Annotated in this window: 25 protein-coding genes; 17 read left to right on the top strand and 8 right to left on the bottom strand. The window is 51.7% G+C overall.

The features are described 5' to 3' along the window. The first annotated feature begins 215 nt into the window (after positions 1–215). Entirely contained in the window at positions 216–920 is a 705-nt protein-coding gene (locus tag OGX96_RS03500; RefSeq protein WP_003023753.1) for a FadR/GntR family transcriptional regulator, read from the top strand. Position 921: 1 nt separating this feature from the next. Then, a complete protein-coding gene (mdtD, locus tag OGX96_RS03495) occupies positions 922–2,349 on the top strand; it encodes a multidrug transporter subunit MdtD (protein WP_167820549.1) in 1,428 nt (475 codons plus the stop codon). On the opposite strand, the gene rbsR is transcribed toward mdtD, so the two are convergent. The 7 genes from rbsR to kup all read right to left on the bottom strand — a co-directional run bounded on the left by rbsR (position 2,315) and on the right by kup (position 10,261). Then, on the bottom strand, positions 2,315–3,307 hold the full coding sequence (gene rbsR / locus OGX96_RS03490; RefSeq protein ID WP_003023757.1) for a ribose operon transcriptional repressor RbsR: 993 nt from the start codon (positions 3,305–3,307) through the stop codon (positions 2,315–2,317). The two genes, mdtD and rbsR, sit on opposite strands and share 35 nt — an antisense overlap. Before the next feature lie 3 nt (positions 3,308–3,310). Beyond that, the gene (gene rbsK, locus OGX96_RS03485) at positions 3,311–4,240 is read right to left on the bottom strand and encodes a ribokinase (RefSeq protein WP_198802950.1); all 930 of its coding nucleotides are present in this window, start codon (positions 4,238–4,240) and stop codon (positions 3,311–3,313) included. 141 nt (positions 4,241–4,381) lie between these two features. Then, positions 4,382–5,272 carry a ribose ABC transporter substrate-binding protein RbsB gene (gene rbsB, locus OGX96_RS03480; RefSeq protein WP_003023760.1) on the bottom strand — a complete coding sequence of 297 codons (891 nt, stop codon included), beginning with the start codon at positions 5,270–5,272 and terminating at the stop codon, positions 4,382–4,384. A gap of 24 nt (positions 5,273–5,296) precedes the next feature. Further along, positions 5,297–6,262: a ribose ABC transporter permease gene (gene rbsC, locus OGX96_RS03475; RefSeq protein ID WP_045449027.1), complete on the bottom strand. Its 966-nt coding sequence runs from the start codon at positions 6,260–6,262 to the stop codon at positions 5,297–5,299. A 5-nt stretch (positions 6,263–6,267) separates the two neighbouring features. After that, a complete protein-coding gene (rbsA, locus tag OGX96_RS03470) occupies positions 6,268–7,773 on the bottom strand; it encodes a ribose ABC transporter ATP-binding protein RbsA (protein ID WP_003023764.1) in 1,506 nt (501 codons plus the stop codon). A gap of 7 nt (positions 7,774–7,780) precedes the next feature. Further along, positions 7,781–8,200 (bottom strand): D-ribose pyranase, encoded by a 420-nt coding sequence (gene rbsD / locus OGX96_RS03465; protein ID WP_003827001.1) that lies wholly within the window; start codon positions 8,198–8,200, stop codon positions 7,781–7,783. A 192-nt stretch (positions 8,201–8,392) separates the two neighbouring features. After that, positions 8,393–10,261, bottom strand: a complete 1,869-nt coding sequence (gene kup / locus OGX96_RS03460; RefSeq protein ID WP_003827003.1) for a low affinity potassium transporter Kup — start codon at positions 10,259–10,261, stop codon at positions 8,393–8,395. A 329-nt stretch (positions 10,262–10,590) separates the two neighbouring features. On the opposite strand from kup, the gene ravA reads away from it, so the two are divergent. Then, the gene (gene ravA, locus OGX96_RS03455) at positions 10,591–12,087 is read left to right on the top strand and encodes an ATPase RavA (RefSeq protein ID WP_020996042.1); all 1,497 of its coding nucleotides are present in this window, start codon (positions 10,591–10,593) and stop codon (positions 12,085–12,087) included. After that, positions 12,081–13,532: an ATPase RavA stimulator ViaA gene (gene viaA / locus OGX96_RS03450; RefSeq protein WP_008786554.1), complete on the top strand. Its 1,452-nt coding sequence runs from the start codon at positions 12,081–12,083 to the stop codon at positions 13,530–13,532. Before ravA ends, viaA begins: the two co-directional genes overlap by 7 nt. A 3-nt stretch (positions 13,533–13,535) precedes the next feature. Here viaA and asnA read toward each other — a convergent pair whose 3' ends face one another. Continuing rightward, complete coding sequence (gene asnA / locus OGX96_RS03445) at positions 13,536–14,528, bottom strand: aspartate--ammonia ligase (protein ID WP_003827009.1); 993 nt, start codon at positions 14,526–14,528, stop codon at positions 13,536–13,538. Positions 14,529–14,679: 151 nt separating this feature from the next. On the opposite strand from asnA, the gene asnC reads away from it, so the two are divergent. The 13 genes from asnC (at position 14,680) to OGX96_RS03380 (ending at position 26,163) form a co-directional block, all read left to right on the top strand. Beyond that, on the top strand, positions 14,680–15,138 hold the full coding sequence (gene asnC, locus OGX96_RS03440; protein ID WP_198802952.1) for a transcriptional regulator AsnC: 459 nt from the start codon (positions 14,680–14,682) through the stop codon (positions 15,136–15,138). A gap of 88 nt (positions 15,139–15,226) precedes the next feature. Then, positions 15,227–15,676, top strand: a complete 450-nt coding sequence (gene mioC, locus OGX96_RS03435) for an FMN-binding protein MioC (RefSeq protein ID WP_003827013.1) — start codon at positions 15,227–15,229, stop codon at positions 15,674–15,676. 372 nt (positions 15,677–16,048) lie between these two features. Beyond that, on the top strand, positions 16,049–17,938 hold the full coding sequence (gene mnmG / locus OGX96_RS03430) for a tRNA uridine-5-carboxymethylaminomethyl(34) synthesis enzyme MnmG (protein WP_003827014.1): 1,890 nt from the start codon (positions 16,049–16,051) through the stop codon (positions 17,936–17,938). A gap of 102 nt (positions 17,939–18,040) precedes the next feature. Further along, positions 18,041–18,664: a 16S rRNA (guanine(527)-N(7))-methyltransferase RsmG gene (rsmG, locus tag OGX96_RS03425; protein WP_003827017.1), complete on the top strand. Its 624-nt coding sequence runs from the start codon at positions 18,041–18,043 to the stop codon at positions 18,662–18,664. Between the two features lie 614 nt (positions 18,665–19,278). Further along, the gene (gene atpI, locus OGX96_RS03420; protein ID WP_003827019.1) at positions 19,279–19,659 is read left to right on the top strand and encodes a F0F1 ATP synthase subunit I; all 381 of its coding nucleotides are present in this window, start codon (positions 19,279–19,281) and stop codon (positions 19,657–19,659) included. A 7-nt stretch (positions 19,660–19,666) separates the two neighbouring features. Next, on the top strand, positions 19,667–20,482 hold the full coding sequence (atpB, locus tag OGX96_RS03415) for a F0F1 ATP synthase subunit A (RefSeq protein WP_003023792.1): 816 nt from the start codon (positions 19,667–19,669) through the stop codon (positions 20,480–20,482). A 46-nt stretch (positions 20,483–20,528) separates the two neighbouring features. Further along, positions 20,529–20,768, top strand: coding sequence for a F0F1 ATP synthase subunit C (gene atpE, locus OGX96_RS03410; protein WP_003023794.1), 240 nt, complete (start codon positions 20,529–20,531; stop codon positions 20,766–20,768). 59 nt (positions 20,769–20,827) lie between these two features. Continuing rightward, entirely contained in the window at positions 20,828–21,298 is a 471-nt protein-coding gene (gene atpF / locus OGX96_RS03405) for a F0F1 ATP synthase subunit B (RefSeq protein WP_003827022.1), read from the top strand. Positions 21,299–21,312: 14 nt separating this feature from the next. Beyond that, positions 21,313–21,846 (top strand): F0F1 ATP synthase subunit delta, encoded by a 534-nt coding sequence (gene atpH / locus OGX96_RS03400; RefSeq protein ID WP_003827024.1) that lies wholly within the window; start codon positions 21,313–21,315, stop codon positions 21,844–21,846. A 12-nt stretch (positions 21,847–21,858) separates the two neighbouring features. Continuing rightward, positions 21,859–23,400, top strand: coding sequence for a F0F1 ATP synthase subunit alpha (atpA, locus tag OGX96_RS03395; protein WP_003023802.1), 1,542 nt, complete (start codon positions 21,859–21,861; stop codon positions 23,398–23,400). Between the two features lie 50 nt (positions 23,401–23,450). Continuing rightward, on the top strand, positions 23,451–24,314 hold the full coding sequence (gene atpG, locus OGX96_RS03390) for a F0F1 ATP synthase subunit gamma (RefSeq protein WP_006687765.1): 864 nt from the start codon (positions 23,451–23,453) through the stop codon (positions 24,312–24,314). Between the two features lie 26 nt (positions 24,315–24,340). Beyond that, positions 24,341–25,723, top strand: coding sequence for a F0F1 ATP synthase subunit beta (atpD, locus tag OGX96_RS03385; RefSeq protein WP_003023806.1), 1,383 nt, complete (start codon positions 24,341–24,343; stop codon positions 25,721–25,723). 20 nt (positions 25,724–25,743) lie between these two features. Beyond that, positions 25,744–26,163, top strand: a complete 420-nt coding sequence (locus OGX96_RS03380) for a F0F1 ATP synthase subunit epsilon (RefSeq protein WP_286582263.1) — start codon at positions 25,744–25,746, stop codon at positions 26,161–26,163. Positions 26,164–26,244: the final 81 nt, after the last annotated feature.

Genomic DNA, 26,244 nt, shown 5'->3' with positions numbered 1-26,244 from the left:
GCTTGTAATCCGTTGTTCCGTGTCAGTGGAGGCGCATTATAGGGAGTTATTTCAGGCTGACAAGGGGAAATTTAAAATAACTTTCCGAGTGCGTGTTTTTTCACCAAAACAACCATTAACATGCCATAAAATAAGCAAATTGCCGTTTTTGCAGCCGCAATCACACTTCCAGGTGGCATACTAATGAATAAGAAAAAGAGTAAGGAAGAACATTCATGCCGTTAAATGCCCAACAGCTAGCCGCACAGAAAAACTTGTCCTACGTTCTGGCCGAAAAGCTGGCTCAGCGAATATTAAAAGGTGAATACGCACCGGGTGCGATATTGCCTGGCGAAATAGAGCTAGGCGATCAGTTTGGCGTGAGTCGCACCGCGGTAAGAGAGGCAGTAAAAACATTAACGGCAAAAGGTATGGTATTACCGCGCCCACGTATTGGTACACGCGTCATGCCGCAAGCAAACTGGAACTTCCTTGACCAGGAGCTGCTCACCTGGTGGATGACAGAAGATAATTTCCCGCAGGTCATTAAACATTTTCTGGTGATGCGTATCAGCCTGGAGCCTCAGGCGTGCTTACTGGCAGCGACCATAGGTACGGCTGAACAGAAAGCGCACCTCAACACGCTGATGGAAGAGATGGTCGAGCTGAAAAGAAACTTCAGACGCGAACGCTGGATTGAGGTTGATATCGCCTGGCATGAGCACATCTATGAAATGAGTGCGAATCCGTTCCTTATTTCCTTTGCATCTCTGTTCCATTCGGTTTACCAGACCTACTTTACCTCTATTACCTATAACGATGTGGTGAAACTGGATTTGCACCAGGCCATTGTCGACGCAATAGATGATAACGATGGCGATCGCGCCTTTGCTGCCTGTCAGGCATTGCTGATAGCACCGAACGTGCTACCGGATAAATAATATGTCAGAAAAGAAATCACGCAGTATGGCCGGGCTACCGTGGATAGCAGCCATGGCCTTTTTTATGCAGGCACTAGACGCCACGATCCTCAATACCGCCCTACCCGCAATAGCACATAGTCTTAACCGCTCTCCACTCGCCATGCAGTCGGCCATTATCAGCTATACCCTGACTGTCGCGATGCTGATCCCGGTAAGTGGTTGGCTGGCAGACCGATTTGGTACCCGACGCGTCTTTATGATTGCCGTTAGCCTGTTTACGTTGGGATCGCTGGCCTGCGCGCTGTCCAGTTCCTTAAGCGAGCTGGTGATTTTCCGTGTCATTCAGGGGATCGGTGGCGCCATGATGATGCCCGTTGCCCGTCTGGCATTATTGCGTGCTTACCCCCGCAGCGAACTGCTTCCCGTGCTTAACTTCGTCACCATGCCAGGACTTGTGGGGCCGATTTTAGGTCCGGTATTGGGCGGTGTACTGGTTACATGGGCCAGTTGGCACTGGATCTTCCTGATTAATATTCCAATTGGCATTGCCGGTATCTTCTATGCCCGCAAATATATGCCGAACTTCACCACGCCACGCCGCGGTTTTGATATGACCGGTTTCTTTCTGTTTGGTTTGAGCCTGGTGTTGTTTTCCAGCGGCGTTGAATTGTTCGGTGAGAAGCTTGTCGAGACCTGGGTCGCACTCGGTATTGTTCTTGCCAGTGTGTTGTTACTACTCGCCTATATTCGCCATGCGCGTCGCCACCCAACGCCGCTGATATCGCTTCCGATATTTAAGACACGGACCTTTTCTGTTGGGATCGCCGGAAACCTCGCCACTCGCCTGGGTACAGGCTGTGTGCCCTTCTTAATGCCGCTGATGTTGCAGGTAGGATTTGGATATCCGGCTCTGATAGCCGGCTGCATGATGGCGCCAACAGCGTTAGGTTCAATTCTGGCAAAATCCATGGTGACGCAGGTACTGCGCAAACTCGGCTACAGGACCACATTGGTGGGTGTTACGGTATTTATCGGCCTGATGATTGCGCAGTTCGCTTTGCAATCTCCTGCCATGCCGATCTGGATGCTAATCCTGCCGTTGTTCATTTTAGGTATGGCGATGTCCACACAGTTTACTTCAATGAATACCATCACTCTGGCGGATCTGACCGATGAAAACGCCAGCAGCGGCAACAGCGTATTGGCCGTTACTCAGCAGTTATCAATCAGTTTAGGGGTTGCCATCAGCGCCGCCGTTCTGCGTATCTATGAAGGTATGGAAGGAACCAATACGGTCGAGCAGTTCCACTACACCTTTATGACGATGGGCGCAATAACGGTAATATCCGCGCTGATGTTCATGCTGCTAAAAGCCAAAGATGGACGTAACCTGATCAAAGATCGGCACAAACCTAAACCGACCCCCGCTCCATCAGAACAGGAGTAAGCTGCAAACGCTGTTGCTGTAATGCGGGCTGCGCCATCCGGTGAATTAATACATCGATGGCCAGTTCGCCCAATTCATCTTTTGGTTGGTGGATGGTCGTCAGGGGCGGCGTCATATAGCGCGCCAGCTCGATATCATCGTAACCCACCACAGCCATATCCTGCGGAATGCGCAATCCTGACTGGTACAGAGCCTGATACGCGCCAACTGCCATTGCATCATTGCCGGTAAAAACGGCCTGCGGTCGCTGTTTATGCGACAGCAACGTTTGCATAGCTTCAAAGCCGCCGCCGAACTCAAAGTCACCGGTAATCTCGTAGCCTTCCGGGACAGGCAACCCCGCCCGCTTCATTGCTGCCCGATATCCTTCCAGACGCAAACGCGCCGGGGTTTTATCCAGCGGCCCGGTGATGCAGGCAATGCGCGTAAAACCTTTTTCGATAAGATGTTGCGTGGCTAAATCCCCGCCCAGCAAGGAGTTATCCTGAATCAGATCGCTTTCACCATCAAAAGGCGACCAGTCCATCATCACGGTCGGTATAGAAGGATAACGCTGCATTATCTCTCTGGAAGGCTGATGTGTTTCGGTGCAGAGCAGCAACAAGCCGTCCACACGTTTTTGCATCAGAGTTTCCAGGTTACGGTTCATGCGCTGTTCATCGCCTTCGGTATTGCACAGCACCAGGCTGTAGCCGCGCTCAAAACAGCTACGTTCAACGCCGCGCACTAGTTCAGAATAGAAGGGATTGGTACTGGCAGTGATTAACATGCCAATCGTGCGGGTCTGGTTTAACTTGAGGCTACGCGCCAGCGCGGAGGGCGCGTAGTTAAGCGCTTTAATTGCAGCTTCTACTTTGTCAGTGACGGACTCACTGACAAAGCGATCTTTATTAATGACGTGAGAAACCGTCGACGTGGAAACACCCGCCAGGCGGGCGACGTCCTTCATTGTAGCCAAGCGTTACCTCTGTTGACTTAAAAACGCTTCTATTTCTTCGCGCCACGGAACGGAAGGCTGTGCGCCTTTACGGGTAACCGCAATCGCCGCAGCGGCATGCGCAAAACGGATCGCTTCAGGCAGCGGAGTCTCTTCCAGCAACGCCGTAATTAACGCGCCATTAAAGGTGTCTCCAGCGGCAATAGTATCAACGGCTTCCACTTTAAAACCGGGCACACGCTGTCCTTCGCCATTAACACTGGCCCACACACCGCGACTACCTAAAGTAATCAGTACAGTATGGATACCTTTAGCGTGCAATGCCTGCGCCGCTTTGGCCGCGTCTTCATCATTTTCGACCCGGATCCCCGTCAGCTTTTCAGCCTCGGTTTCATTCGGGGTAATAATATCCACCAGCGTCAGCAGTTCATCAGAAAGTTCACGAGCCGGTGCCGGGTTCAGGGCGACCATGGTCTTATTTTGATGTGCAATCTTTGCTGCAGTCAGTACGCTTTCGATCGGCGATTCTAACTGCATAAGTAAGGCGGACGCCTGAGCAATACGCTCATGCTGCGCTTCCACCAGCGCTGGCGAAAGTGCTGCGTTCGCTCCGGCATGAATGCCGATAACGTTCTCACCTTCACCATTCACAAAAATCAGTGCCACACCGGTCGATTCCCCCGAAATTACGCTAATCGGCGCAATATCGATGTTGTCTTTGGCTAACTGTTTACGCACACTTTCGCCAATATCATCATCGCCCGTACAGGCAATGAATGCGATATTCGCGCCACTACGACCCGCAGCAACAGCCTGATTCGCGCCTTTACCGCCAAATGCGACCTGATAATGGCTACCTGTTACGGTTTCACCAGGTGTCGGGAAAGAGTTAAGGTTAAGGATGTGATCGGCATTGATACTGCCAAGAACAACGAGGTTGCCTGCGGTTTTCATATTTGGTGTTCCAAGTCAAAGTGCGCCACCGGGTTAGGGTGGCGCGTGCCCTGCTTTTCTTTTTACGCTTTCATCCCCGAAACCAGATACGGGGATAGCGTATTTATGTCTCCATCAGGCCGCGAGCGACCTGAATCGGTATTACTGCTTGATGACCAGCTTCAGGTCAACCGGATATTTAGCCTGAACCTTCTCGCCTTTCAGGACTTTATCTGCAGTCTCAACGCCTTTCGCGCCGATCTGATCCGGCAACTGAGCAATGGTCGCAGCCAGTTTGCCATCATTTACTGCTTTTTCGCCATCTGGAGTGCCGTCAAATCCAACCACCATCACATCAGATTTACCCGCGGTTTGCAGTGCGCGCAGCGCACCCAGCGCCATTTCATCGTTCTGGGCAAATACGGCCTGCACATCAGGATGCGCGGTCAGCAGGTTCTGCATGACGTTCAGACCTTTGGTGCGGTCGAAGTCTGCCGGCTGGCTGGCCAGTACGTTAAATTTGTGTGCCGCAACGGCCTGCTGGAAACCTTCGCCACGCTCACGCGCCGCTGAAGTTCCGGCAATCCCCTGCAGTTCGATAACTTTCGCGCCTTCACCTGCTTTCTTCGCGATGTAATCACCCGCAATTTTGCCACCCAACACGTTATCAGACGCGATGTGGCTTACCACTTCGCCTTTGGAGGCAACACGGTCAAGGGTAATAACCGGAATTTTTGCTTGGTTAGCCATCTTCACAGCATTACCAACGGCATCAGAGTCAGTCGGGTTGATCAGCAGAATTTTAGTTCCACGAACCGTTAAGTCCTGAACGTTAGCCAGCTCTTTCGCCGGGTTGTTCTGCGAGTCCAGAATCACCAGGTTGTAACCCAGCTTATCCGCCTCTTTTTGCGCCCCATCCTTCAGAGAAACAAAGAACGGGTTGTTGAGGGTGGAGACCACCAGCGCAATGGTATCTTTCGCCATCGCATTCGCGCTCACGGTGGCGCTCAGCGCAACAGCAGAAACCAGGGTAGCCAGTTTTTTCATGTTCATATTTAAGATGTCCTGTAATCGTTGTTACTGCTTTTTGTTGTCTACCAGTACCGCCAGCAAAATCACCACCGCTTTGACGATCATCTGGTAATAGGAGGATACACCTAACAAATTCAAACCATTATTGAGGAAACCAAGAATCAATGCGCCGATCAGCGTCCCAACAATACGTCCTTTACCACCCGCCAGGCTGGTACCGCCTAACACCACCGCTGCGATAGCATCCAGCTCATAGCCAGTACCTGCCGTCGGTTGTGCGGAGGAGAGTCGCGCGACTTCAATGATGCCCGCCAGCGATGCCAGCAGACCGCACAGTGAGTAAACGATAATTTTGATTTTACTGACGCTGATACCAGACAAACGCGTTGCCGCTTCGTTACCGCCCAGCGCGTAGATATAACGGCCCAGACGAGTGTGGTGCAGCATGTACCACGCCGCGAGGAAGACAATCCCCATGATCCACACTGGCGTAGGGATGCCTAACGGACGACCAATACCAAACCAGCCAAACACATCGGCATTGTCAGTAAACCCGGTATTAACCGGACTGCCGTTGGTGTACACCATGGTCACGCCGCGCAGCAGCAGCATCATCACCAGCGTTGCAATAAACGCCTGCACCCGGCCTTTCGCAACAATCACCCCGGTGACTGCGCCAATGGCAGCGCCGAGCGCCAGGGCTGCAGCAACAGCCACCAGCGCATTGACCTCAATCCCTACAATTGAAGCTGCAACCGCGCCGGTAAGCGCCAGCAAGGAACCGACTGACAGATCGATACCCGACGTCAGGATAACCAGCGTCATGCCGACGGCCATGATGGCGTTCACCGACGTTTGCTGGAGAATGTTGAACAGGTTATTAACGGTAAAAAAGTTAGGGCTCATGGTAGAAACAATCGCGATCAGCACTAGCAGAGCGATGAGCGACTTTTGCTCCAGAAGCCATGCTTTAGTGAAATAACGGCGACCAGAAACAGCCTGGGTAGTCATCTTTTTTACTCCTGATTCACGCGATTAAGCTTGCCCACAGCGGCAGCCATTAATACTTCCTGAGTGGCCTGCTCGCGAGTGAACTCACCGCCGAGATGCCCTTCATGCATAACGATAATTCGATCGCTCATGCCCAATACTTCTGGCATCTCAGAGGAGACCAGAATGATACTCAGCCCGTCAGCCTTAAACTGGTTGATAAGCTGATAGATTTCTTTCTTGGCTCCAACGTCAACGCCGCGCGTTGGTTCATCAAGGATCAGCACTTTTGGCCGGGTCATCAGACCGCGCGCAATCGCCACTTTCTGCTGGTTACCACCGGAAAGCAGGCCGATAGCCTGTTCCATTGATGGTGTTTTAACATTGAACAGACGAATAAAATCACCCACCGCCTGCTGCTCATCTTTATGTTTCAGGCTTCCACCGGCGCGGCTGAAATAACGCAGCGCGGTCAGTGACATGTTCTCTTTCACCGACATGCCCAGCACTAAGCCATCGCGTTTACGGTCTTCAGAAATATAGACGATGCCGTTAGCCAACCCATCCTGCGGCGAACGGGTAACCACTTCATGGCCATCAAGCGTGACGTAACCGCTGGTGCGCGGCAATGCGCCGTACAACACTTTCATCAGTTCGGTACGTCCGGCCCCCATCAGCCCGGATACGCCAAGGATCTCGCCTTTACGCAGCGTGAACGAAACATCGTTTACGCCAGGACCGCACAGGTTATCGACCTTCAGGCGAATATCACCCGGCGCTTTTTCCAGGCGCGGGTACTGATCTTCCAGCTTACGTCCCACCATCATTTCAATCAGCGAGTCTTCAGTCAGCGAGGCAACTTCACGTTCGGCAATAAACTGCCCGTCGCGGAAGACGGTTACGTCGTCGCAAATCTCGAAGATCTCTTTCATACGGTGAGAAATATAGACAATGCCGCGTCCCTGGGATTTCAGTTCGCGGATGACGCGGAACAGGGATTCGGTTTCAGTGTCGGTGAGGGCATCCGTCGGTTCATCCATAATGATGACCTTCGATTCAAAGCTCAGCACTTTGGCAATTTCGACCATCTGCTGATCGCCAATCGACAGCTCACCAACCAGTCTGTCGCTTTTAAAGCGCAGATTCAGTTTGGCGAGCAGCAGATCGGCTTCGGCGTACATCTTCTTCCAGTCAATTTTGCCAAAGCGATTCACAAACTCACGGCCAAGAAAAATGTTCTCGGCGATAGTGAGTTGCGGGATCAGGTTCAGCTCCTGGTGGATGATACCGATTCCGGCTTCCTGGGAGGATTTCGGGCCGTTAAAGGTGGTCTCTTTCCCCAGCCACAATAAAGAACCGGCATCACGGGTATAGATCCCGGTCAGCACTTTCATCATGGTGGATTTGCCCGCGCCGTTTTCGCCCACCAGCGCCATTACGCGGCCAGGGTAGACATTCAGCGCGGCGCCGGATAGCGCTTTTACGCCCGGGAACGCTTTATCGATCCCTTTGAGTTGCAGTAATGCGTTCATGATGGCCTCAGAACGTGACGCCAGCACAGAGAATGATATTCGCATACGGAGAACATTCTCCGCTGCGAATTACCGCCTGACTGTCTGCGGTTTGTTTTTTGAATTGTTCATGCGTGGTGTAACGAATTTCTATGGTGTTTCCCTGGTGTTGTTGCAGTTGCTCAATGTGGCTGAGCAACGTTTCGTGGAGTTGCGGATTATGTTGTTTAATTTCCGACGCGAGAATGGCTGCCTCGACCTGCATTTCACGTGTGACCACATCCAGTACCTGCATAAAAGAAGGTACGCCCTGGGTTAATGCCATATCAATACGCGTTGTGCTGTTCGGGATGGGTAAACCTGCATCACACACCACCAGCGTATCGGTATGCCCCAGACGGGAGATCACCGTTGAAATTTCAGAGTTGAGTACCGTGCCTTTCTTCATTTTCTTTCCCCACTAGCGAAACGTTTCGCTGGAGATAAGTGTAGTGCGAAGAGTGGACAGAAAACCACCGCGACGTTACGAAAATGTGATCGCCATCGAAACGTTTCGCAAGGATTATCATTTGATGAAATGAAAACTGAGAGGGGCAAAACAAAACGCCCCCTTTCGCGATGAAAGAGGGCGTCGATGAGATTAAATCTCTACCTGAGTACCAAGCTCAATAACCCGGTTCGGTGGGATTTCAAACTGGTCCGGCGCGCGCAGCGCGTTGCGCTGTAGCAGCAGATACAGCTTGCCGCGCAGACGCAGGTACCATGGCCGCTTGCCTACAATCAACGACTCATGCGACATGAAGAAGGACGTTTCCATCATCCTACAGCTTAAGCCTTCCAGACCGCAGCGATGGAACACTTCCTCCACGTTCGGCGTTTCGCGCCAACCGTAGCTGGCCACCACGCGCCAGAAGGTGGGCGATAACTGCTCAATCTGCACTCTACGCACGTTGTGAACATAGGGCGCATCTTCCGTACGCAGCGTCAGCAGAATAACGCGCTCATGCAGCACCTTGTTATGCTTGAGGTTATGCAGAAGCGCAAACGGGATGACGTTCAGTGCGCGGGACATATACACCGCAGTTCCCGGCACGCGTACCGGTGGCGATTTCTCCAGAGAAGCAATCATCGCCTCCAGAGAGTTACCGTGCTCATGCATGCGACGCAGCAGACGGAAGCGTTCGCTTTTCCAGGTGGTCATGATGGTGAACATCACCAGACCCAGCGTCAGAGGCAGCCAACCGCCGGAAATAAGCTTATCGAGGTTCGCGGAGAACAGCGGAACATCGACGCACAAGAACGCCACCAGGATCAGGAAGACGAAGTATTTATTCCAGTGCCAGTTTTTGCGCGCCACGGTGGTCGACAGAATTGAAGTCAGTACCATCGTCCCCGTTACCGCAATCCCATACGCCGCGGCAAGGTTACTGGAGTGTTCAAAGCTCACTATCACGATAACTACCGCAAAATAAAGCATCCAGTTAACGAAAGGAATGTAAATCTGGCCCGATTCCATTTCCGAGGTATGGATGATACGCATCGGCGATAAATACCCCAGACGTACGGCCTGACGCGTCAGCGAGAAGACGCCGGAGATAACCGCCTGAGAGGCGATGACCGTTGCCAGCGCGGCGAGGATCAACAATGGAATTAATGCCCAGTCCGGCGCCAGCAGGAAAAACGGGTTTTTGATCGCTTCAGGATGCTTTAACAGCAACGCGCCCTGCCCAAAATAGTTCAGCACCAGTGAAGGCAATACCACGGAGAACCATGCCAGACGAATCGGCAATTTACCGAAGTGGCCCATATCCGCATACAGCGCTTCAACACCGGTAATCGACAGCACCACCGCACCCAGCGCGATAAAGGACAGCGTTTTGAATTCGAGGAAGAAATGCACCGCCCAATACGGATTGAGCGCCTGCAGCACTTCCGGATTGCCAATAATACTGCGCACACCTAATACCGCGAGCGTCAGGAACCATAGCAGCATAATCGGCGCAAACAGCTTACCGACCATGCCGGTACCGTGTTTTTGAATCAAAAACAGCAGGGTCAGCACAATTATTGAGAGCGGAACAATCCAGGTATCCAGTTGCGGGGCAACTATCTCCAGACCTTCAATTGCAGACATCACCGAAATGGCTGGCGTAATCACCACTTCACCATAGAAGAAGCTGCCGCCTATCAATCCCATAATGACCAGCATGGAGGTTGTTCGCGCCGAGGTATTGCGCCCGGCCAATGACATCAGCGTCAGGATCCCGCCTTCTCCGGCGTTATCTGCGCGCATGACAAACGTCAGGTATTTAATGGAGACAACAAAGATCAGCAGCCAGAAAATCAGCGAGAGAAAACCAAATACGGCATCACGTTCAACGCCAAAACCAAACTGGCCGGACAAACATTCACGAAGCGTATAAAGTGGGCTGGTACCAATATCACCGTAGACAACCCCAATGGCCGCAAGGGTAATCGCAGACAATGATTGTTTATTATCAGTGCTCATAGACTCGTCTTTCGTTTATACACATCATCTTTCAAGTCACTCCGTGTGGGCTGCATTCGTTATTCCCCCCATCCCAGAAGAAAACTCCATTGCCGCCTTGGTGCAGCTTGATTGATTTGGTGTATATATAAGAAATGTGTGCGTCGTCCCTTGGCCCACAAAAAGGCGCACAGTATGCACGATTAATCACAAAATCGTACCCCTAAATGAGACCAGATTAATCTGGCTCAAAGAAAAATAAGCGCACCTTCAGTCTATTACTGCAATGGTGTGAAGCATCTATACTCGCAGTTTATGCAGTACATTTGGCGAAAGGACGCCACTTCATTATGGCTCACCCACATTTATTAGCGGAAAGAATTTCCCGTCTGAGCAATGCGCTGGAAAAGGGACTTTATGAACGTAGCCACGCCATTCGTCTGTGTCTGCTGGCAGCACTCAGCGGCGAGAGCGTTTTCTTATTAGGCCCCCCTGGGATCGCAAAAAGCTTAATTGCCCGCCGACTGAAGTTTGCCTTCCAAAACGCACGCGCTTTTGAATACCTGATGACGCGCTTCTCTACGCCCGAAGAGGTGTTTGGTCCGCTGTCCATTCAGGCGTTAAAAGACGAAGGTCGCTATGAACGCTTAACGGCGGGCTATCTTCCTGAAGCTGAAATCGTTTTTCTCGATGAAATCTGGAAAGCAGGCCCGGCAATTCTTAACACCCTGTTGACCGCCATTAACGAACGTCACTTCCGTAACGGCGCGTATGAAGAAAAAATTCCGATGCGTCTGCTGGTGGCGGCTTCCAACGAACTGCCTGAAGCCGACAGCAGCCTGGAAGCGCTGTACGACCGTATGCTGATTCGTCTGTGGCTGGATAAAGTTCAGGACAAGGCCAATTTCCGCTCCATGCTGTTAAGTCAGCAGGATGAAAGCGACAATCCGGTCCCGGCATCATTGCAGGTGACGGATGAAGAGTATCACCAGTGGCAAAAAGACATTGGTGCGATCAAGCTTCCCGATCGCGTGTTTGAGCTCATTTTCACGCTGCGCCAACAGTTGGACGTGTTACCGAATGCTCCTTATGTGTCCGATCGTCGCTGGAAAAAAGCGATCCGCTTACTCCAGGCCAGCGCTTTCTTTAGCGGACGCGATGCGGTAGTACCTATCGACCTGATCCTGCTGAAAGATTGCCTGTGGTACGACGCACAAAGCCTGAATCTGATGCAACAGCAGCTTGAAATATTGATGACCGGACACGCCTGGCAACAGCAAGCCATGCTGACGCGCCTGGGCAGCATTGTGCAGCGCCGCATTCAGCTCCAGCAGCAGCAAAGCGATAAAACGGCGTTCACGGTGATCCGCCAGGGCGGAATGTTCAGCCGTCGTCCTCATTATGATTTACCGCCAGAAGCCTCGTCTTCTGTCGTGACATTACTGCTGCAAAAGCCTTTAAAACTGCATGATATGGAGGTTATCCATATTGCTTTCGAACGTGGCGCGCTGGAACTGTGGCTAACAAAAGGCGGGGAGATCCGCGGAAAACTAAACGGGATCGGCTTTGCCCAAACGCTGAATATGGAAGTCGATAGCGCACAGCATCTGGTTGTACGCGATGTCAGTTTACAAGGTTCTCGCCTGGCGCTGCCGGGTGCTTCGCAAGAGAGTATGCCCGCAGAGATAAAACAGGAGCTTGAAGCGCTCGATAATGAGTGGCATCAGCAGCACAGCGCATTCAGCGAACAGCAAAAATGCCTGTTTATTCATAGCGACTGGTTAGGCCGCATTGAGGCCAGCCTGCAGGATGTCGGGGCGCAAATCCGCCAGGCGCAACAATGCTGACCCTTGATACGCTCAACATCATGCTGGCAGTCAGCGAAGAGGCGATGATCGAAGAGATGATCGTCGCCCTGCTGGCTTCCCCAAAGATGGTGGTATTTTTTAAAAAATTTCCTCGCCTTAAAAAAGCGATCACTGACGACATTCCCCGCTGGCGTGAATCATTGCGTAGCCGCCTCAAAGATACCCATGTACCGCCGGAGCTGATGGAGGAGGTTATGTGCTATCAACAAAGCCAGCTCCTCTCTCATGCGCAGTTTATCGTTCAGCTACCGCAAATATTATCCCTATTGCACCGCCTCCATTCGCCTTGGGCCGGACAAGCGCAGCAACTGGTCAATGACAACAGCACCTTTACGCCCGCCCTACATACGCTTTTTCTCCAGCGCTGGCGCCTGAGCCTGGTGGTGCAAACCACAACGCTGAATCAGCAACTGCTGGAAGAAGAGCGCGAGCATTTGCTCAGTGAAGTACAGGAACGTATGACCCTTAGCGGACAACTGGAACCTGTACTGGCAGAAAATGACAACGCAGCAGGCCGGTTGTGGGACATGAGCGCGGGCCAAATCAAGCGCGGTGATTATCAGTTGATGGTGAAATACGGCGAATTTCTGACGCAGCAACCCGAACTCCAGCGCCTGGCCGAGCAGTTAGGTCGTTCCAGAGAGGCGAAATCCGTGCCGCGTAAAGATGCGCCAATGGAAACCTTCCGTACGCTGGTGCGCGAACCTGCAACCGTCCCGGAGCAGGTGGATGGCATCCAGCAAAGTGACGATATCCTGCGCCTGCTACCGCCAGAGCTGGCCACGCTGGGCATTACCGAACTGGAATACGAGTTCTACCGACGGCTGGTGGAAAAACAACTGCTCACCTACCGCCTGCACGGCGAAGCATGGCGTGAAAAAGTAACGGAACGTCCGGTGGTGCATCAGGATTTTGACGAGCAGCCGCGCGGGCCTTTTATCGTCTGCGTTGATACCTCGGGATCGATGGGCGGGTTTAATGAGCAGTGTGCGAAAGCCTTTTGCCTGGCGCTAATGCGCGTCGCCCTTGCCGATAACCGGCGCTGTTTCATTATGCTGTTTTCAACAGAAGTGGTGCGCTATGAGCTTTCCGGTCCGGAGGGCATCGAACAGGCGATCCGCTTTTTAAGTCAGCGCTTTCGTGGCGGCACTGATATTGCCAGCTGTTTTCGCGCCATAATTGAGCGCATGCAGGGTCGGGAATGGTTTGATGCAGATGCGGTGGTAATCTCAGATTTTATCGCTCAGCGATTGCCCGATGAGGTCGTCAATAAAGTGGGTGAATTACAGCGGGTGCACCAGCACCGTTTTCACGCGGTGGCGATGTCAGCACATGGCAAACCCGGCATCATGCGCATTTTCGATCATATCTGGCGCTTTGATACCGGGATGCGAAGCCGCCTGCTCAGACGCTGGCGGCGTTAATTGTTACAGCAGAGATGCGACGCTTTCACGTACCTGGGCTGGCCATACGCCACACTGAACCTGACCAATGTGAGGTAATTGCAGCAACAGCATGGTCAGACGCGACTGCCCAATGCCGCCACCAATTGTCTGCGGCATTTCACCGCGCAGCAGCGCCTGGTGCCACTCCAGACTCAGGCGATCTTCATCACCGGTCAGAGACAACTGGTGTTTCAGGGCGTCAGCATCCACACGAATCCCCATAGAAGACAGCTCAAACGCATCTTCCAGAACCGGGTTCCAGACCAGAATATCACCGTTCAGACCGGCATGACCCAGCTCGGACGCTGAACTCCAGTCATCATAATCGGGCGCACGTACGTCATGACGGTGACCGTCACTGAGCTTACCGCCGATCCCCACCAGGAATACCGCACCCAGCTCTTTAGCGATCGCACGTTCACGACCTTTTGCATCAAGATCCGGATAACGAGATAACAGCTCCTGGCTATGAACAAAGTGGATCTGCTCTGGCAGGAACGGTGCCAGACCAAACTCTTTGCTAACCGCAGCTTCGGTGGCCTTAATTCCCGCCCAGATAGCCTCTACCGTGCTTTTCAGAGTGGAGAATTGACGCTCACCGTCACCCATCACGCGCTCCCAGTCCCACTGGTCAACGTACACTGAGTGCAGCGGGGAGAGGCGATCTTCATCGGGACGCAGGGCTTTCATGTGCGTGTACAGCCCCTCGCCTGCGCTAAAGTCGTGTTGTCCTAACGTTTGACGCTTCCACTTCGCCAGTGAATGAACCACTTCGAATTGAGCGTCTGGCAATGCTTTAACCTTCACCTGCACCGCTTTTTCACAGCCCGACAAGTTATCCTGCGTACCATCTCCAACGCGGCTGAGGATCGGCGCCTGAACTTCGATCAGGCCTAAACGCTCTTCCAGCTGGCGAGAAAAATGAGATTTTACGAAGCTAATTTGACGTTGTTTGGCAATGTAAGCGGTTTTCATTATGTGTACTCCTTTGTCCTGTTGCCTATGATTAAGCAACAGAATGGAGGTAATATTCAATAATCAATAAATAAAAAGCCGACTTCGATTTTGATTCGTTAAAAATTACGTCTAAAATAGAGGGAATCATTAATCTACATAAGAAAAACCTATGGAAAATTATCAGATCGACAATCTGGACCGCGGCATTCTTGACGCCTTAATGGAAAATGCTCGTACCGCCTACGCAGAATTAGCCAAACAGTTCGGCGTCAGCCCAGGAACAATTCACGTTCGCGTAGAAAAGATGAAGCAGGCGGGGATCATTACCGGCGCGCGGATTGATGTCAGTCCCAAACAATTGGGTTATGACGTCGGCTGCTTTATCGGCATCATCCTGAAAAGTGCGAAAGACTATCCGTCAGCGCTGGCCAGACTGGAAAGCCTCAATGAAGTGACCGAAGCGTATTACACCACCGGGCACTACAGCATCTTTATTAAGGTGATGTGTAAGTCGATCGACGCATTGCAGCAGGTACTTATCAACAAGATCCAAACAATTGACGAAATTCAGTCCACTGAAACCCTGATCGTCCTGCAAAACCCGATCATGCGTACCATCAAGCCGTGATCGCTTTTTTTAATACCCTGGTTTTCCACAGGTAGATCCCAGCTCGCTCACAGCGTACAATACGCCCTCTTTATAAAGGTGGGCGATCATGGCAGACATCACTCTTATCAGCGGTAGTACGCTTGGCAGTGCGGAATATGTAGCAGAGCATCTGGCTGAAAAGCTGGATGACGCGGGTTTTTCCAGCGAAATACTGCATGGGCCAATGCTTGAAGAGGTTCCGACTGACGGGATCTGGCTGATTATCAGCTCCACGCACGGTGCGGGAGATATTCCTGACAACCTGCAGCCTTTATATGATGCGTTACGCGAGCAAAAGCCGGACCTGTCACAAGTGCGCTTTGGTGCAATCGGGATCGGCAGTCGTGAATATGACACCTTTTGCGGCGCAATCGACAAGCTGGAAGCCGAATTGAAGGCCTGTGGGGCAAAACAGATCGGCGAAACACTCAGGATCAACGTACTGGAACATGAAATTCCGGAAGATCCGGCTGAAATTTGGCTGGGATCGTGGCATCCGTTGCTCAGAGATTTGTAAAGATCGTACTTTTTTGTGTGGATAACTCTGGTTAAAAGCTTGGATCAACCGGTAGTTATCCCAAGAACAACCGTTGTTCAGTTTTTGAGTTGTGTATAACCCTTCATTCTGATCCCAGCTTATACGGACCAGGATCACCGATCATTCACAGCTAATGATCCTCAGCAACCTGTTGATCTTACTTAAAGGATCGTCCTTATCCACAGAAAGGTGCGATCCTAATAAGAGATCACAATAAAACAGATCTCTAAATAAAAAGATCTTCTTTTTAATACCCAGGATCCCAGGTCTTTCTCCATCGACTAAAGTTGAGTAGAATCCACGGCCCGGGCTTCAATCCATTTTCACACCGCGTTATGCGAGGCAATCACCATGTTTTATCAGGATCCTTTTGACGTCATCATCATTGGCGGGGGTCATGCAGGCACCGAGGCCGCAATGGCCGCGGCGCGAATGGGTCAACAGACTCTGCTTTTGACACACAATATCGATACCCTGGGGCAGATGAGCTGCAACCCGGCGATTGGCGGTATTGGGAAGGGACACCTGGTAAAAGAAGTGGATGCGCTTGGTGGGTTGATGGCAAAAGCGATCGACCACGCGGGTATCCAGTTTAGGATACTAAACGCAAGCAAAGGGCCAGCCGTTCGCGCTACCCGAGCTCAGGCCGATCGTGTGCTCTATCGCCAGGCGGTACGCACTGCGCTGGAGAATCAACCTAACCTGATGATCTTCCAGCAGGCGGTTGAAGATCTGATTGTCGAAAACGATCGCGTTGTGGGAGCAGTAACCCAAATGGGACTGAAGTTCCGTGCCAAAGCGGTCGTATTAACCGTGGGGACTTTCCTCGACGGCAAAATTCATATTGGCCTGGATAACTACAGCGGTGGCCGCGCTGGCGATCCGCCGTCCATCCCGCTGTCACGCCGTCTGCGTGAACTGCCGCTGCGCGTCAGCCGCCTGAAAACCGGTACACCGCCGCGTATCGATGCGCGCACGATTGATTTCAGCGTGCTCGGCCAGCAAAACAGCGATAACCCGATGCCGGTCTTCTCATTCCTGGGCGATGCTTCTCAGCATCCGCGCCAGATGCCGTGTTACATCACGCATACCAATGAGAAAACCCATGACGTGATCCGCAACAACCTAGATCGTAGCCCAATGTACGCTGGCGTGATCGAAGGTATCGGCCCACGCTACTGCCCGTCGATCGAAGACAAAGTGATGCGCTTTGCCGATCGTAACCAGCATCAGATCTTCCTCGAACCGGAAGGACTGACCTCTAACGAAATTTACCCGAATGGCATCTCCACCAGCTTGCCGTTCGATGTGCAGATGCAAATTGTCCGCTCCATGCAGGGGATGGAAAATGCCAGAATCGTCCGCCCAGGCTACGCGATTGAGTATGATTTCTTCGATCCGCGTGACCTGAAACCTACTCTGGAAAGCAAATTCATCCAGGGTCTGTTCTTTGCGGGCCAGATTAACGGTACAACCGGTTATGAAGAAGCCGCTGCACAAGGCATGTTGGCAGGTCTGAACGCCGCACGCTTGTCTGCCGAAAAAGAGGGTTGGGCACCGCGTCGCGATCAGGCTTATCTTGGCGTGCTGGTGGACGACCTGTGTACGCTGGGTACCAAAGAACCGTACCGTATGTTCACATCTCGCGCTGAATATCGTCTGATGCTGCGTGAAGATAACGCCGACCTGCGTCTGACCGAAATTGGTCGTGAACTGGGTCTGGTGGACGATGAGCGCTGGGCTCGCTTCAACGAGAAACTGGAGCGTATCGAACAGGAACGCCAACGTCTTAAATCAACCTGGGTGAATCCGTTAGCGGAGTCCGCAGCAGAAGTGAATGCTCACCTGGCTACACCTCTGTCACGTGAAGCGAGCGGTGAAGATCTGCTGCGTCGCCCGGATATGACCTATGCTCAGTTGACCTCTTTATCTGCGTTCGCACCCGCGCTTGATGATGCTCAGGCCGCAGAGCAGGTTGAGATTCAGGTGAAATACGAAGGGTATATTGCCCGTCAGCTGGAAGAAATTGAAAGACAACAGCGCAATGAAAACACCCTGTTGCCTGCAACGCTGGATTATCGTCAGGTCTCTGGCTTGTCGAATGAAGTTATCGCTAAGCTGAACGATCACAAACCCGTTTCGATCGGTCAGGCATCGCGTATTTCCGGCATAACGCCTGCCGCCATCTCCATTCTGCTGGTATGGCTGAAAAAACAAGGTATGCTGCGCCGCAGCGCTTGATAACACTATTTTGGCGGGAGCGCTTCGCTTACCCGCCGTACAAATTTGTTGGCCCGATAAGCGAAAGCGCATCGGGCATTTGATTATTAACAGGTAACGACCGTGCTCAACAAACTCTCTCGTCTGCTGGCTGATGCCGGTATTTCTCTTACCGATCACCAGAAAAATCAGCTGATTGCGTATGTCGATATGCTGCACAAATGGAACAAAGCGTACAACCTGACGTCGGTGCGGGATCCCAACGAAATGCTGGTACGCCATATTCTGGACAGCATTGTCGTTGCACCGTATCTGAAGGGTGAGCGTTTTATCGATGTAGGTACGGGACCGGGCCTGCCGGGAATTCCGCTCTCTATCGTGCGCCCTGAAGCGCATTTCACACTGCTCGATAGCCTGGGAAAACGTGTTCGTTTCTTGCGTCAGGTGCAGCATGAGCTTGCGCTTACTAACATCACTCCAGTGCAAAGCCGTGTTGAAGAATTTCCTTCAGAACCTCCGTTTGATGGGGTGATTAGCCGTGCTTTCGCTTCACTCAATGATATGGTGAGCTGGTGTCACCATTTGCCGGGCCAGAATGGGCGTTTTTATGCGCTAAAAGGGCAGTTGCCTGCAGATGAAATTGATTCGCTGCCAGCAGAATTCAGCGTTGAGTCCGTCGAAAAATTACGCGTTCCGCAGTTGGATGGTGAACGTCATTTGGTGGTTATTAAGCCAAACAAAATTTAATTTTTATCAAAAAAAATAGAGAAAAAACGGCTTTTCAGGTGTTAAAAGTCATAGGTAATAGTGTGGTTAAATGTCGTTACATTTCACTAGTGCCTTACGGTTTTGCATCATAACTATAACGTACCGTTTTTTGTTAAAAGCGAAACAAGTCAGCTGTGAAAATATCAGTCTGCTAAAAATAGAACGTAAGAATCACCGTTTGTGTTAATTTTTTATTATAAATGTCAATGAGCAGTTTTTTTGTTGTTAGGCGTTGTTTTTGAAATAGTGGCTATTTTTACGCTTAAATATCAAAAAGATGAAAAGGCATCAATTGCCACGTAAATAAATTATGCGAAGGTGAATATGTTCAATATGTGATCTGGTGCACGCTTTGGCGCCAGTGTTTTCGCGGCATTTGCAGTTTTGCATGATCGTTCACAGTTTGCCTAAAAGTAATAAATGTGGGGCAGAGAAAAATATTTAAACATTTATTCACTTTTTAGCTACTTATTGTTTGAAATCACGAAGGCGCACCGTATAATTTGTCCGCTTTTTGATGCTTGACTCTAAGCCATAAAGAACGTTTTATACGACACGCGGCATACCTCGAAGGGAGCAGGAGTAAAAACGTGATGTCTATGTCGCTCTTGAGTCGAAACGTTGCTCGTAAGCTTTTGCTCACACAGCTTCTGGTTGTAATAGCAAGTGGATTGCTGTTTAGCCTCAAAGACCCTTTCTGGGGCATCTCCGCGTTGTGTGGAGGATTGGCAGTGTTACTGCCTAATGTGTTGTTTATGATATTTGCCTGGCGTCACCAGGTACATACACCAGCGAAAGGCCGAGTAGCCTGGTCGTTCGCTTTCGGCGAAGCCTTCAAGGTATTAGCGATGCTGGTGTTGTTGGTGGTGGCGTTGGCTGTTTTGAAAGCGGTATTCATGCCGCTGATCGTTACGTGGGTTTTGGTGCTGGTGGTTCAGATACTGGCGCCGGCTGTAATTAACAACAAAGGGTAAAGGCATCATGGCTTCAGAAAATATGACGCCGCAGGATTACATAGGACACCATCTGAATAACCTTCAGTTGGACCTACGTACATTCTCGCTGGTGGATCCGCACAACCCCCCAGCCACCTTCTGGACGCTCAATATTGACTCCATTTTCTTCTCGGTGGTTCTGGGTCTGTTGTTCCTGCTTATGTTCCGTAGCGTAGCCAAAAAGGCGACCAGCGGCGTACCAGGTAAATTTCAGACCGCGATTGAGCTGGTAATCGGCTTTGTGCATGGTAGCGTGAAAGACATGTACCATGGCAAAAGCAAGCTGATTGCTCCGCTGGCCCTGACGATTTTCGTCTGGGTATTCCTGATGAACTTGATGGATTTGCTGCCTATCGACCTGCTGCCGTACATCGGTGAGCATATCTTTGGCCTACCGGCTCTGCGTGTGGTTCCGTCTGCTGACGTGAACATCACCCTGTCGATGGCGCTGGGCGTATTTATCCTCATTCTGTTCTACAGCATCAAAATGAAAGGCATCGGTGGCTTCGCGAAAGAGTTGACGCTGCAGCCGTTCAATCACTGGGCGTTCATCCCTGTCAACTTAATCCTTGAAGGGGTAAGCCTGCTGTCCAAACCAATCTCTCTTGGTCTGCGACTGTTCGGCAACATGTATGCCGGTGAGCTGATTTTCATTCTGATTGCTGGTCTGTTGCCGTGGTGGTCACAGTGGATCCTGAATGTGCCTTGGGCCATTTTCCACATACTGATTATCACGCTGCAAGCCTTCATATTTATGGTTCTGACGATTGTCTATCTGTCGATGGCATCTGAAGAGCATTAATTTACCAACACTACTACGTTTTAACTGAAACAAACTGGAGACTGTCATGGAAAACCTGAATATGGATCTGCTGTACATTGCTGCCGCTGTGATGATGGGTCTGGCGGCAATCGGTGCTGCGATCGGTATCGGCATCCTCGGGGGTAAATTCCTGGAAGGCGCAGCGCGTCAACCGGATCTGATTCCTCTGCTGCGTACTCAGTTCTTTATCGTTATGGGTCTGGTGGATGCAATCCCAATGATCGCTGTAGGTCTGGGTCTGTACGTGATGTTTGCTGTCGCGTAGTAAGCGTTGCTTGAATTAAGAGCAATATCAGAACGTTAACTAGATAGAGGCATTGTGCTGTGAATCTTAACGCAACAATCCTCGGCCAGGCCATCGCGTTTGTCCTGTTCGTTCTGTTCTGCATGAAGTACGTATGGCCGCCATTAATGGCTGCCATCGAAAAACGTCAAAAAGAAATTGCTGACGGCCTTGCTTCTGCAGAACGAGCACATAAGGATCTTGACCTTGCAAAGGCCAGCGCGACCGACCAGCTGAAAAAAGCGAAGGCGGAAGCTCAGGTAATCATCGAGCAGGCGAACAAACGCCGTGCTCAGATCCTGGACGAAGCTAAAACTGAAGCAGAGCAGGAACGTACTAAAATCGTTGCACAGGCGCAGGCGGAAATTGACGCCGAGCGTAAACGTGCTCGCGAAGAGCTGCGTAAGCAAGTTGCTATCCTGGCTGTTGCTGGCGCCGAGAAGATCATCGAACGTTCCGTGGATGAAGCTGCTAATAGCGACATCGTGGACAAACTTGTCGCTGAACTGTAAGGAGGGAGGGGCTGATGTCTGAATTTATTACGGTAGCTCGCCCCTACGCCAAAGCAGCTTTTGACTTTGCCGTTGAGCACCAAAGCATTGACCGTTGGCAGGATATGTTGACGTTCGCCGCTGAGGTGACAAAAAACGAACAAATGGCAGAGCTTCTCTCTGGCGCGCTGGCGCCGGAAACGCTCGCTGAGTCGTTTATCGCCGTGTGCGGTGAGCAGTTGGACGAAAGCGGCCAAAACCTGATTAGGGTTATGGCTGAAAATAACCGTCTGAATGCGCTCCCGGATGTTCTTGAGCAGTTTATTCACCTGCGTGCAGCCAGTGAGGCTATCTCTGAGGTAGAAGTCACTTCTGCCAATGCACTGAGTGATGAACAGCTTACGAAGATTAGTGCTGCGATGGAAAAACGTCTGTCACGCAAAGTTAAGCTGAATTGCAAAATCGATAAGTCTGTAATGGCAGGCGTAATCATCCGAGCGGGTGATATGGTCATTGATGGCAGCGTACGCGGCCGTCTTGAGCGCCTTGCAGACGTCTTGCAGTCTTAAGGGGACTGGAGCATGCAACTGAATTCCACCGAAATCAGCGAACTGATCAAGCAGCGCATTGCTCAGTTCAATGTTGTGAGCGAAGCTCACAACGAAGGTACTATTGTTTCTGTAAGTGACGGTGTTATCCGCATTCACGGCCTGGCCGATTGTATGCAGGGTGAGATGATTTCCCTGCCGGGTAACCGTTACGCTATCGCACTGAACCTGGAGCGCGACTCCGTAGGTGCTGTTGTGATGGGGCCATACGCTGACCTCGCCGAAGGCATGAAGGTTAAGTGTACGGGTCGTATTCTGGAAGTTCCGGTTGGCCGTGGCCTGCTGGGTCGTGTGGTGAACACTCTGGGTTCCCCGATTGACGGTAAAGGTCCGGTTGATAACGATGGCTTCTCGCCAATCGAAGTTATCGCACCAGGCGTAATCGAACGTCAGTCCGTCGATCAGCCAGTACAGACCGGTTATAAATCTGTTGATGCCATGATCCCAATCGGTCGTGGCCAGCGTGAGCTGATCATCGGTGACCGTCAGACAGGTAAAACTGCGATGGCAATCGATGCCATCATCAACCAGCGTGATTCCGGCATCAAATGTGTGTACGTGGCTATCGGCCAGAAAGCGTCCACCATTTCCAACGTTGTTCGTAAACTGGAAGAACACGGCGCACTGTCCAACACCATCGTTGTTGTGGCGACCGCGTCTGAATCTGCTGCACTGCAATACCTGGCACCATATGCCGGTTGCGCAATGGGCGAATACTTCCGTGACCGCGGTGAAGATGCACTGATCGTTTACGATGACCTGTCTAAACAGGCTGTTGCTTACCGTCAGGTTTCCCTGCTGCTGCGTCGTCCGCCAGGACGTGAAGCATTCCCGGGCGACGTATTTTACCTCCACTCCCGTCTGCTGGAACGCGCATCCCGCGTAAACGCGGAATACGTTGAGAAGTTCACCAATGGTGAAGTTAAAGGTAAAACCGGCTCCCTGACCGCTCTGCCGATTATCGAAACCCAGGCGGGTGACGTTTCTGCGTTCGTTCCGACCAACGTAATTTCCATTACCGATGGTCAGATCTTCCTGGAAACCAACCTGTTTAACTCCGGTATTCGTCCGGCAGTTAACCCGGGTATCTCCGTATCTCGTGTTGGTGGTGCAGCGCAGACCAAGATCATCAAGAAACTGTCCGGTGGTATTCGTACCGCTCTGGCACAGTATCGTGAACTGGCAGCGTTTTCTCAGTTCGCTTCCGACCTGGATGAAGCTACTCGTAAGCAGCTGAGCCATGGTCAGAAAGTAACTGAACTGCTGAAGCAGAAACAGTATGCGCCAATGTCTGTTGCACAGCAGGGTGTGGTGCTGTTTGCGGCTGAACGCGGTTACCTCGAAGATGTGGAACTGGCGAAAATCGGTAGCTTCGAAGCCGCTCTGCTGGCTTACGTTGACCGTGACCACGCTCCGCTGATGCAAGAGATCAACCAGTCCGGTGGCTATAACGATGAAATCGAAGGCAAGCTGAAAGCTATCCTCGATTCCTTCAAGGCAACCCAGTCCTGGTAACGTCTGGCGGTCTGCTTTAGGGCGGACCGCAAGGCATTGAGGAGAAGCTCATGGCCGGCGCAAAAGAGATACGTAGTAAGATCGCAAGCGTCCAGAACACGCAGAAGATCACTAAAGCGATGGAGATGGTCGCCGCTTCCAAAATGCGTAAATCGCAGGATCGCATGGCGGCCAGCCGTCCTTATGCAGAGACCATGCGCAAAGTGATTGGTCACCTTGCGAATGGTAATCTGGAATATAAGCACCCTTACCTGGAAGAACGCGACGTTAAACGCGTGGGCTACCTGGTGGTGTCGACCGACCGTGGTCTGTGCGGTGGCTTGAACATTAACCTGTTCAAAAAGCTGCTGGCGGATATGAAAACATGGTCCGATAAAGGCGTTCAGTGCGATATCGCAATGATCGGCTCTAAGGGCGTGTCTTTCTTTAACTCCGTTGGCGGAAACGTGATCGCTCAGGTAACCGGCATGGGGGATAACCCTTCCCTGTCCGAACTGATCGGTCCGGTTAAAGTGATGCTGCAGGCCTACGACGAAGGTCGTCTGGACAAACTGTACGTTGTCAGCAACAAATTTATTAACACCATGTCTCAGACGCCAACCATCACTCAATTGCTGCCTCTGCCGGCATCAGATGATGATGAATTGAAGCGTAAATCCTGGGATTACCTGTATGAGCCAGACCCGAAAGCGCTGCTGGATACCTTGCTGCGTCGTTATGTCGAGTCTCAGGTTTATCAGGGCGTGGTAGAAAACCTGGCCAGCGAGCAGGCCGCACGTATGGTGGCGATGAAAGCCGCGACCGACAATGGCGGCAGCCTGATTAAAGAGCTGCAGTTGGTATACAACAAAGCTCGTCAGGCCAGCATTACTCAGGAACTCACCGAGATCGTCGGTGGTGCATCCGCGGTATAACCAGGTTAATTCGTAGAGGATTCAAGATGGCTACTGGAAAAATTGTCCAGGTAATCGGCGCCGTGGTTGACGTCGAATTCCCTCAGGATGCCGTACCGCGCGTGTACGATGCTCTTGAGGTTATGAATGGTAAAGAGAGCCTGGTGCTGGAAGTTCAGCAGCAGCTCGGCGGCGGTATCGTACGTACCATCGCCATGGGTTCTTCCGACGGTCTGCGTCGTGGTCTGGAAGTTAAAGACCTCGAACACCCGATCGAAGTCCCGGTAGGTAAAGCAACCCTGGGTCGTATCATGAACGTCCTGGGTCACCCGATCGACATGAAAGGCGATATCGGTGAAGAAGAGCGTTGGGCTATCCACCGCGCAGCACCTTCCTACGAAGAGCTGTCCAGCTCTCAGGAACTGCTGGAAACCGGCATCAAAGTTATCGACCTGATGTGTCCGTTCGCTAAGGGCGGTAAAGTCGGTCTGTTCGGTGGTGCGGGTGTAGGTAAAACCGTAAACATGATGGAGCTGATCCGTAACATCGCGATCGAACACTCCGGTTACTCCGTGTTTGCGGGCGTAGGTGAACGTACTCGTGAGGGTAACGACTTCTACCACGAAATGACCGACTCCAACGTACTGGACAAAGTGTCCCTGGTATATGGCCAGATGAACGAGCCGCCGGGAAACCGTCTGCGCGTTGCACTGACCGGTCTGACCATGGCTGAGAAGTTCCGTGACGAAGGTCGTGACGTTCTGCTGTTCGTTGATAACATCTACCGTTACACCCTGGCCGGTACAGAAGTATCTGCACTGCTGGGTCGTATGCCATCAGCGGTAGGCTACCAGCCGACCCTGGCGGAAGAGATGGGTGTTCTTCAGGAACGTATCACCTCTACCAAAACCGGTTCTATCACCTCCGTTCAGGCGGTATACGTACCTGCGGATGACTTGACTGACCCGTCCCCAGCAACCACCTTTGCTCACTTAGATGCAACCGTGGTACTGAGCCGTCAGATCGCTTCTCTGGGTATCTACCCGGCAGTTGACCCGCTGGACTCCACCAGCCGTCAGTTGGATCCGCTGGTTGTTGGTCAGGAACACTACGACACCGCGCGTGGCGTACAGTCCCTGCTGCAGCGTTATCAGGAACTGAAAGACATCATCGCCATCCTGGGTATGGATGAACTGTCTGAAGAAGATAAACTGGTGGTAGCACGTGCGCGTAAGATCCAGCGCTTCCTGTCCCAGCCGTTCTTCGTTGCGGAAGTATTCACCGGTTCTCCGGGTAAATACGTTTCCCTGAAAGACACCATCCGTGGCTTTAAAGGCATCATGGAAGGCGAATACGACCACCTGCCAGAGCAGGCGTTCTACATGGTTGGTTCTATCGACGAAGCCGTGGAAAAAGCCAAAAAACTTTAACGCCTTAATCGGAGGGTGATATGGCAATGACTTACCACCTGGACGTCGTCAGCGCAGAGCAACAAATGTTCTCTGGTCTGGTCGAGAAAATCCAGGTAACGGGTAGTGAAGGTGAACTGGGTATTTTCCCGGGTCACGCCCCGCTGCTCACCGCCATTAAGCCTGGTATGATCCGCATCGTTAAACAGTTCGGTCATGAAGAGTTTATCTATCTGTCCGGCGGCATTCTTGAAGTGCAGCCTGGCAGCGTGACCGTACTGGCTGATACCGCGATTCGCGGACAGGATCTCGATGAAGCGAGAGCCCTGGAAGCGAAGCGTAAGGCTGAAGAGCATATCAAGAGCTCTCATGGTGACGTGGATTACGCTCAGGCATCTGCGGAACTGGCCAAAGCGCTCGCGAAACTGCGCGTTATCGAGTTGACCAAAAAAGCGATGTAACACCGGCTTGAAAAGCACAAAGGCCAGTCTGGTTTCCAGGCTGGCTTTTTTTATGGCTTGGTTACAGGAAATATGTAAATA

Source organism: Citrobacter sp. Cpo100 (genome assembly GCF_030332595.1).
In the GTDB taxonomy this organism is placed as follows: Bacteria; Pseudomonadota; Gammaproteobacteria; order Enterobacterales; family Enterobacteriaceae; genus Citrobacter; species Citrobacter portucalensis.
The sequence above is the reverse complement of the archived record's forward strand: the minus strand, read 5'-3'. Positions and strand labels throughout refer to the sequence as shown.

What these genes read in the sequence shown, in the direction of transcription:
- viaA (WP_008786554.1), top strand. Translation starts at nt 12,081, where the DNA reads ATGCTGACCCTTGATACGCTCAACATCATGCTGGCAGTCAGCGAAGAG.
- atpD (WP_003023806.1), top strand. Translation starts at nt 24,341, where the DNA reads ATGGCTACTGGAAAAATTGTCCAGGTAATCGGCGCCGTGGTTGACGTC.
- OGX96_RS03380 (WP_286582263.1), top strand. Translation starts at nt 25,744, where the DNA reads ATGGCAATGACTTACCACCTGGACGTCGTCAGCGCAGAGCAACAAATG.
- ravA (WP_020996042.1), top strand. Translation starts at nt 10,591, where the DNA reads ATGGCTCACCCACATTTATTAGCGGAAAGAATTTCCCGTCTGAGCAAT.
- atpH (WP_003827024.1), top strand. Translation starts at nt 21,313, where the DNA reads ATGTCTGAATTTATTACGGTAGCTCGCCCCTACGCCAAAGCAGCTTTT.
- rbsC (WP_045449027.1), bottom strand. Translation starts at nt 6,262, where the DNA reads ATGACTACCCAGGCTGTTTCTGGTCGCCGTTATTTCACTAAAGCATGG.
- OGX96_RS03500 (WP_003023753.1), top strand. Translation starts at nt 216, where the DNA reads ATGCCGTTAAATGCCCAACAGCTAGCCGCACAGAAAAACTTGTCCTAC.
- atpG (WP_006687765.1), top strand. Translation starts at nt 23,451, where the DNA reads ATGGCCGGCGCAAAAGAGATACGTAGTAAGATCGCAAGCGTCCAGAAC.
- rbsA (WP_003023764.1), bottom strand. Translation starts at nt 7,773, where the DNA reads ATGAACGCATTACTGCAACTCAAAGGGATCGATAAAGCGTTCCCGGGC.
- kup (WP_003827003.1), bottom strand. Translation starts at nt 10,261, where the DNA reads ATGAGCACTGATAATAAACAATCATTGTCTGCGATTACCCTTGCGGCC.
- atpA (WP_003023802.1), top strand. Translation starts at nt 21,859, where the DNA reads ATGCAACTGAATTCCACCGAAATCAGCGAACTGATCAAGCAGCGCATT.
- atpE (WP_003023794.1), top strand. Translation starts at nt 20,529, where the DNA reads ATGGAAAACCTGAATATGGATCTGCTGTACATTGCTGCCGCTGTGATG.
- atpI (WP_003827019.1), top strand. Translation starts at nt 19,279, where the DNA reads ATGTCTATGTCGCTCTTGAGTCGAAACGTTGCTCGTAAGCTTTTGCTC.
- atpB (WP_003023792.1), top strand. Translation starts at nt 19,667, where the DNA reads ATGGCTTCAGAAAATATGACGCCGCAGGATTACATAGGACACCATCTG.
- mnmG (WP_003827014.1), top strand. Translation starts at nt 16,049, where the DNA reads ATGTTTTATCAGGATCCTTTTGACGTCATCATCATTGGCGGGGGTCAT.
- asnA (WP_003827009.1), bottom strand. Translation starts at nt 14,528, where the DNA reads ATGAAAACCGCTTACATTGCCAAACAACGTCAAATTAGCTTCGTAAAA.
- asnC (WP_198802952.1), top strand. Translation starts at nt 14,680, where the DNA reads ATGGAAAATTATCAGATCGACAATCTGGACCGCGGCATTCTTGACGCC.
- rbsB (WP_003023760.1), bottom strand. Translation starts at nt 5,272, where the DNA reads ATGAACATGAAAAAACTGGCTACCCTGGTTTCTGCTGTTGCGCTGAGC.
- rbsD (WP_003827001.1), bottom strand. Translation starts at nt 8,200, where the DNA reads ATGAAGAAAGGCACGGTACTCAACTCTGAAATTTCAACGGTGATCTCC.
- rbsK (WP_198802950.1), bottom strand. Translation starts at nt 4,240, where the DNA reads ATGAAAACCGCAGGCAACCTCGTTGTTCTTGGCAGTATCAATGCCGAT.
- mioC (WP_003827013.1), top strand. Translation starts at nt 15,227, where the DNA reads ATGGCAGACATCACTCTTATCAGCGGTAGTACGCTTGGCAGTGCGGAA.
- mdtD (WP_167820549.1), top strand. Translation starts at nt 922, where the DNA reads ATGTCAGAAAAGAAATCACGCAGTATGGCCGGGCTACCGTGGATAGCA.